Source organism: Streptomyces sp. NPDC017993 (assembly GCF_044328065.1).
Lineage (GTDB): Bacteria > Actinomycetota > Actinomycetes > Streptomycetales > Streptomycetaceae > Streptomyces.
The window spans coordinates 397,481-404,243 of the sequence record NZ_JBIRGO010000007.1 but is presented as its reverse complement, the minus strand read 5'-3'; the positions used below and the strand labels follow the sequence as shown (position 1 = coordinate 404,243).

Here is a 6,763-nt window from a genome sequence, read left to right as displayed (position 1 = left end):
GCCTGTTTCACCAGGCTCTCCGGGCGCTTCCCTTCGGTCTTGCGTTTCCGACTCTATCAGATCCTCGCGGTCCTGATTTTCGCCGGTGCGATTCGACCTTTCGGCTTCTTCGCGATTCCGACTCTATCAGATCCTTTTCCGCTCCCCCGCTTATCGCGGTGGGTTCGAAATACGGTTCCGATTACCTGTCGGAGGGGGTTTTTCGCGCCTTTCGGCGTGGTCACTACGTTAGCTGCTTTCCCCGGCGACTCATAATCGGGCCGGTGAGGTCGAATTTCGGCAACGCGAAAGAAGACCCCGGTCAGGGGGAGCGTTCGTAGTAGTTGGTTGTGCCGCCTGGCGGTCCACGCAGATAGCGCTGCCCGTCTCCAGCGGCTCGGGCCACGTTAGGCGGTTGGCCCGACAGAGTCAAGTAGCGCTGGTGGCACGGCGACGACGCGGGACGTGCGGGCGGTACGGGCTGACGGTGGGGTCGCCGGCGATCCAGTAGCGCCAGAGGTGGTCGGCCCCCTCGCCGCCTACGCCGGTGCGCGGACCGCTGTGCACGTCGGCGGGCGCCACCGGGCTGCCGTGCAGGACGGCGAGATGGTCGGGGTCGCCGTCGCAGAGGTCGACGCCGTTCAGACTGCGGTCGATATCGAGAGCCGTGGCCAGGCGCGCCGGGCCCTTGGCGAGTTCGTTGGTGTTGCGGGCCTTGGGCCGGCGGGCGGCGGCCAGCGGGGTACCCGTCACGATCTCGCCGGCGCGCAGGAGGACACCGCTCGCCTTGCCTTCGGGGCCGCAGACCAGGTTGAGGCTGAACCACATGCCGTAGATGAAGTAGACGTACGCGTGACCGGGCGGGCCGAACATGGAGGCGTTGCGCTCCGTGCGGCCCCGGTAGGCGTGCGAGCCCGGGTCGGTCTCCCCGTCGTACGCCTCGACCTCCGTCAGGCGGAGCTCGATCGGCCCGTCGGGGGTGTGGCGTACGAGGGTGCGCCCGAGCAGGTCGGGGGCGACGTCCACCACGGGGCGGTCGAAGAAATCGCGGGTGAGCGGCATACGTTCCGGTACGTCGGTCATGCGCTCCGAGAGTAGTGCAGCCGTATATGAACGGGCGGCTGGTCAGCGGGGTACCGGGGTTGGGAAGGTATGGCCGTGGAACCGGCCCGCGCCGTTTCGCGTGGGTAGGAATCAAGCCGAGATCTCGGCGAGCTACACAGAGCACAGGCGTTCCGCCTGGGGAGGACGAGCATGGGGTTCAAGAAGCTGCTGGCGAGTTTGGGAGCCGGGGGCGCGTCGGTGGAGACGGTCCTCTTCGAGGAGAACGTCGTCCCCGGTGGGGTCGTCCAGGGCGAGGTGCGGATCCAGGGCGGGTCCGTTGCCCAGCAGGTCGAGGGGCTGTCCGTCGGTCTGCAGGCGCGCGTCGAGGTCGAGAGCGGCGAGGAGGAGTACAAGCGGAACATCGAGTTCACCAAGCAGCGGCTGGGTGGCGCGTTCGAGGTGCAGGCCGGGGCGACACACACCGTGCCGTTCGGTCTGGAGATTCCGTGGGAGACGCCGATCACGACGTTTCTCGGCCAGCACCTGCACGGCATGGCCGTCGGCGTGACGACGGAGCTGGAGATCGCGCGAGCGGTGGACTCCGGTGACCTCGACCCGGTGAACGTGCACCCGCTGCCGGCGCAGCAGGCGATTCTCGACGCGTTCGGCCGGCTCGGGTTCCGTTTCAAGGCCGCTGACCTCGAGCAGGGGCACATCCGGGGGACGCGCCAGAAGCTGCCGTTCTACCAGGAGGTGGAGTTCTTCGCCCCGCAGCAGTACCGCGGGCTGAACCAGGTGGAGCTGTCCTTCGTCGCCGACGACCGCGAGATGGACGTCGTGCTGGAGATGGACAAGAAGCCGGGGCTGTTCACCGAGGGGACGGACTCCTTCCGGTCGTTCACGGTCGGCCTCAACGACTTCGAGGGAACGGACTGGGCCGCTTACCTCAACCAGTGGCTGGCGGAGGTCGGCGGTAAGCGGAACTGGCTCTAACCTGGGCGGACAGGTGTCAGCAAGCGACCAGGAGGTTCGAAGTGTCCGAGCTGAAGCGGCGGCCGCTCCCGCACGATTTCCATCCGCCGGTGCCGCAGTTCACGGTGACCAGCGATGAGGTGGAGCCGGGCGGAACGCTGCGTTCGGAACAGGTCCATGCCGGGGGAAACCGTTCGCCGCATCTGCGGTGGGAGGGTGCTCCCGCGGGGACGAAGAGCTTTGCCGTCACCTGCTTCGACCCGGACGCGCCGACCGGCAGCGGCTTTTGGCACTGGACGCTGTTCGACATTCCGGCGTCGGTGACGGAGCTGCCGGCCGGTGCCGGGTCCGGTGACATGAAGGGGCTGCCCGAAGGTGCCGTCCACGCCCGTAACGACTACGGGACGCGGGAGTTCGGTGGCGCCGCGCCGCCGCCCGGGGACGGGCCGCACCGCTACGTGTTCACCGTGTACGCGGTGGACCAGGAGAAGCTCGGCCCGGACGCCGATGCCTCGCCCGCGGTGGTGGGCTTCAACCTGCGGTTCCACACCGTCGGGCGGGCGCAGCTGATCTCCGAGTTCGAGGTGCCCGCGGAGGGCTGAGCCGCTAATTCCGTTGCGCCCCGGCGCTCCCGCACACAGAGTGGTACGTGGCTGACGGCCTGCATCGGGCCGTCGGGCAGTCGGTACCGCAGTAGCGGGAGCGGCGGGGCGCAGGTGTGTCCCCCGCCGCTTGCCGGAGTCCGCACTCGTTGTCGGGCGTCCGCGCCGGCTGCCGTTCGCTCCGGGTCCCGCGTGTTCACGGGGGTGGGACCCGGAGCGCACCCTTTTCCGGGGCCGGGGTCCGGCTCCCTCCCACCGGCGGCGGATGACCGGCACGAGCGGCCACTCCCTGTTCATCTTCTGATGGCCCGTCATTTACCTTCTGGCATGCGGAAATTGCGTTGTCCTGGGAATCCCTTCCACTGCACAGTGGAACCACTTCGCCGCGGGGGCGAACGGGGTCCGGGAGGTGGGCGGGATGCGCGAGACGCTGGTGCTCAACGCGAGCTTCGAGCCGCTGTCGACGGTGTCGCTGCGGCGTGCGGTGGTGCTGGTCATGCAGGACAAGGCCGTCGTCGAGCACGCTCACCCCGGGCTTCGCATCCGCGCCGCCTCGGTGGATGTGCCGGTGCCGCGGGTGATCAGACTCAGCAGATATGTGCGGGTGCCGTTCCGAAGACAGGCGCCGTGGACGCGGCGGGGTGTGCTGGTCCGTGACCAGCACCGGTGTGCGTACTGCGGACGGCGGGCGACGACCGTCGACCACGTCGTGCCGCGGTCGCACGGCGGTGGGGACACCTGGCTGAATACCGTCGCATCGTGCGCGGAGGACAATCACCGCAAGGCGGACCGTACTCCCGAGCAGGCGGGGATGCAGTTGCTGCGGCGTCCGTTCGAGCCGACGCCGGCGGACGCGATGCTGTCTGCGCTCGAGGTCTCCGTACGGGAGGAACTGCCGGACTGGCTGGCTCTACCGGCCTGAGGTGCCTTGCCCCGGCACGTTGTGGGCCGTCGCCCGACCGTCCTAGTTCAGGAGGAGTTGGGCGATGGCCGCCAGGCCGACGGCGACGATGACGCCACGCAGGACGGTGGGGGGCAGCCGTCGGCCGACCTTCGCGCCGATCTGGCCGCCGAGGGCCGAGCCCACGGCGATGAGGACGACGGCGGTCCAGTCGAATTCGGCGACGAAGAGGAAGAAGATCGCCGCGACGCCGTTCACGACGACCGCGAGGACGTTCTTGAGGGCGTTGAGGCGTTGCAGGTCCTCGTTGAGCAGCAGGCCCATCAGGGAGAGGTAGAGGACCCCCTGGGCGGCGCCGAAGTAACCGCCGTAGACGCTGGCGCACAGCAGGCCGGTGAGGAGGGCGATGCCCCCGTCGCGATGGCCGGTGGTGCCGGTACGGGCACGGCGGGCGCGGAGTGCGGCGGAGAGCCGGGGCTGGGCGACGACCAGGACCAGGGCGACGGCGATGAGCGCGGGCACGATCGCGTCGAAGGCCTCGGACGGCAGCGCGAGCAGCAGGACCGCGCCGGCCAGGCCGCCGATGAAGGCGGTGACGCCGAAGCGCACGATGCGGCGGCGCTGGCCGCTGAGTTCGCGGCGGTAGCCGATGGCGCCGCTGAGCGAACCGGGCACCAGACCGAGCGTGTTGGAGACATTGGCCGTGATGGGTGGCAGGCCGACGGCCAGCAGCACGGGGAACGTGATGAGGGTGCCGGAGCCGACGATGGTGTTGATCGTGCCTGCGCCGATTCCCGCGACGAAGACCGCGAGTGCTTCCCAGATACTCATGCGGACTCCCCCGGGCATGATCGGTATGTGTCGCCCCGATCATGCCCCAGGAGGTTGCCCCGTCAATCGATGGGGGGCGCCTCGCGGTTCGGGGAGCTGGGCTTGGGGATGCTGCCGCCGCCCGCGGGGTTGAAGTTGCCGAGGGCGCCGCCGAGACCCTTGAGGGCATCGCCGATCTCGCTCGGCACGATCCAGAGCTTGTTGGCGTCGCCTTCGGCGATCTTCGGGAGCATCTGGAGGTACTGGTAGGAGAGCAGCTTCTGGTCCGGGTCTCCGGCGTGAATCGACTCGAAGACGACCCTGATGGCCTGGGCCTCGCCCTCGGCGCGCAGCGCCGCGGCCTTGGCGTCACCTTCGGCGCGCAGGATCGACGACTGCTTCTCGCCTTCGGCGGTGAGGATCTGGGACTGCCGGACACCTTCGGCCTGGAGGATGGCGGCGCGCTTGTCGCGGTCGGCGCGCATCTGCTTCTCCATCGAGTCCTGGATGGAGGTCGGCGGCTCGATGGCCTTGAGCTCGACGCGGTTGACGCGGATGCCCCACTTGCCGGTGGCCTCGTCGAGGACGCCGCGCAGCGCGGCGTTGATCTCCTCGCGGGAGGTCAGGGTCCGCTCCAGGTCCATGCCACCGATGATGTTGCGCAGGGTGGTGACGGTGAGCTGCTCGATCGCCTGGATGTAGCTGGCGACTTCGTAGGTCGCGGCGCGGGCGTCCGTCACTTGGTAGTAGATGACGGTGTCGATATTCACGACCAGGTTGTCCTGGGTGATCACCGGCTGCGGCGGGAACGGCACGACCTGTTCGCGGAGGTCGATGCGGTTGCGGATGGAGTCGATGAACGGGACGACGATGTTCAACCCGGCGTTGAGCGTACGGGTGTAGCGCCCGAAGCGTTCGACGATGGCGGCGCTGGCCTGTGGGATGACCTGGATCGTCTTGATGAGTGCGATGAACACGAGCACCACCAGGATGATCAGGACGATGATGATCGGTTCCACTGCGGCTCCCGTGCCCTTCGTTGCTGGTCCGTGCCGACCGTCTGACCGGCTTGGCGGTTGATCAGTCTTTCAGAGTCGAGGCGCGCGGCGCAGCGGGTTCAGGTCAGATGACGACCGCCGTGGCCCCTTCGATCTCGACGACGTCGACCTGTTGGCCCGGTTCGTAGACCTGGTCGGTGTCGAGAGCGCGGGCGGACCAGACCTCACCGGCGAGTTTGATGCGGCCGCCGCCGGAGTCGACGCGTTCGAGAACCGTGGCGCTCTTGCCCTTGAGGGCGTCAACTCCCGAGGCCAGGCGCGGACTCTGGCCGCGGTGGCGGTTGGCGATGGGGCGTACGACCACGATCAACGCGACCGATACGGCGGCGAAGACGAGGAATTGCGGAACGGCGCCGCCACCGAGGCTTGCGGTGACGGCACCGGCGACGGCACCGACCGCGAGCATCCCGAATTCGGGCATCGCGGTCACGACGAGAGGAATACCCAGCCCTACGGCGGCGATCAGCCACCACACCCATGCGTCCACGGCTTCATGGTAGATCCGCGGGACGGCCCGGGACAGGGCACGATCGGTCAGGAAAGGGGCAGACCTTGCGCGGTCCAGCGGTCGCCGCGCTGCTCGACGATCAGCGGCAGGCCGAAGCAGTGGGAGAGGTTGCTGGAGGTCAGCTCCAGGTCGAGCGGGCCGGCGGCCAGCACCTTGCCCTGGCGGATCATCAGGACGTGGGTGAAGCCGGGGGCGATCTCCTCGACGTGGTGCGTGACCATGATCATCGAGGGCGCGTAGGGGTCGCGGGCCAGGCGGCCCAGACGGCGCACCAGGTCCTCGCGGCCACCGAGGTCGAGGCCCGCGGCGGGCTCGTCCAGGAGGAGCAGCTCGGGGTCGGTCATCATCGCGCGGGCGATCAGGGTGCGCTTGCGCTCGCCCTCGGAGAGAGTGCCGAACTTCCGGTCGAGGTACGCGGTCATGCCCAGGCGGTCGAGGAAGGCGCGGGCGCGCTGCTCGTCGACCTCCTCGTAGCTCTCCTGCCAGCTCGCGGTCATGCCGTAGGCGGCGGTCAGGACCGTCTGCAGGACGGTCTGGCTGCGCGGCAGCTTGTCGGCGAGGGCGATGCCGGCCATACCGATGCGCGGGCGGAGGTCGAAGACGTCGACCTTGCCGAGCTTCTCACCGAGGATCGAGGCCGTCCCGGTGGTCGGGTAGAGGTAGCTGGAGGCGACGTTGAGGAGGGTGGTCTTGCCGGCGCCGTTCGGACCGAGGATCACCCAGCGCTCACCCTCCTTCACCGACCAGGAGACCTGGTCCACCAGAGCCCGTCCTTCGCGGACCACGGATACGTCCACCAGCTCCAGCACATCGCTCATGAGCGCGTTGTCTCCCATTGCTTCTCGGTCGTCGCGTGCACCTGTAGGCGCAGCCCCCCAGCAAACCTACG

The 6,763-nt window shown here is 68.7% G+C and carries 8 protein-coding genes; 3 read left to right on the top strand and 5 right to left on the bottom strand.

Features of this window, described 5'->3' with window-relative positions; translation table 11 throughout:
• Positions 1–408 precede the first annotated feature (408 nt).
• On the bottom strand, positions 409–1,062 hold the full coding sequence (locus ACH4FH_RS15940) for a DNA-3-methyladenine glycosylase (protein WP_398556399.1): 654 nt from the start codon (positions 1,060–1,062) through the stop codon (positions 409–411).
• Positions 1,063–1,233: 171 nt separating this feature from the next.
• On the opposite strand from ACH4FH_RS15940, the gene ACH4FH_RS15935 reads away from it, so the two are divergent.
• From ACH4FH_RS15935 to ACH4FH_RS15925, 3 genes are all read left to right on the top strand, one after another.
• Positions 1,234–2,016 (top strand): sporulation protein, encoded by a 783-nt coding sequence (locus tag ACH4FH_RS15935; protein ID WP_398556398.1) that lies wholly within the window; start codon positions 1,234–1,236, stop codon positions 2,014–2,016.
• A gap of 41 nt (positions 2,017–2,057) precedes the next feature.
• A complete protein-coding gene (locus ACH4FH_RS15930) occupies positions 2,058–2,597 on the top strand; it encodes a YbhB/YbcL family Raf kinase inhibitor-like protein (protein WP_398556397.1) in 540 nt (179 codons plus the stop codon).
• 418 nt (positions 2,598–3,015) lie between these two features.
• Positions 3,016–3,519 carry an HNH endonuclease gene (locus ACH4FH_RS15925; protein WP_398556396.1) on the top strand — a complete coding sequence of 168 codons (504 nt, stop codon included), beginning with the start codon at positions 3,016–3,018 and terminating at the stop codon, positions 3,517–3,519.
• 42 nt (positions 3,520–3,561) lie between these two features.
• Here the strand turns inward: ACH4FH_RS15925 and ACH4FH_RS15920 are convergent, their stop codons facing one another.
• The 4 genes from ACH4FH_RS15920 to ACH4FH_RS15905 all read right to left on the bottom strand — a co-directional run bounded on the left by ACH4FH_RS15920 (position 3,562) and on the right by ACH4FH_RS15905 (position 6,710).
• A complete protein-coding gene (locus tag ACH4FH_RS15920) occupies positions 3,562–4,329 on the bottom strand; it encodes a sulfite exporter TauE/SafE family protein (protein WP_398556395.1) in 768 nt (255 codons plus the stop codon).
• A 62-nt stretch (positions 4,330–4,391) separates the two neighbouring features.
• A complete protein-coding gene (locus ACH4FH_RS15915) occupies positions 4,392–5,327 on the bottom strand; it encodes an SPFH domain-containing protein (protein WP_398556394.1) in 936 nt (311 codons plus the stop codon).
• Between the two features lie 103 nt (positions 5,328–5,430).
• A complete protein-coding gene (locus tag ACH4FH_RS15910) occupies positions 5,431–5,841 on the bottom strand; it encodes an NfeD family protein (RefSeq protein WP_398556424.1) in 411 nt (136 codons plus the stop codon).
• Between the two features lie 59 nt (positions 5,842–5,900).
• Complete coding sequence (locus ACH4FH_RS15905; protein WP_393895848.1) at positions 5,901–6,710, bottom strand: ABC transporter ATP-binding protein; 810 nt, start codon at positions 6,708–6,710, stop codon at positions 5,901–5,903.
• Positions 6,711–6,763: the final 53 nt, after the last annotated feature.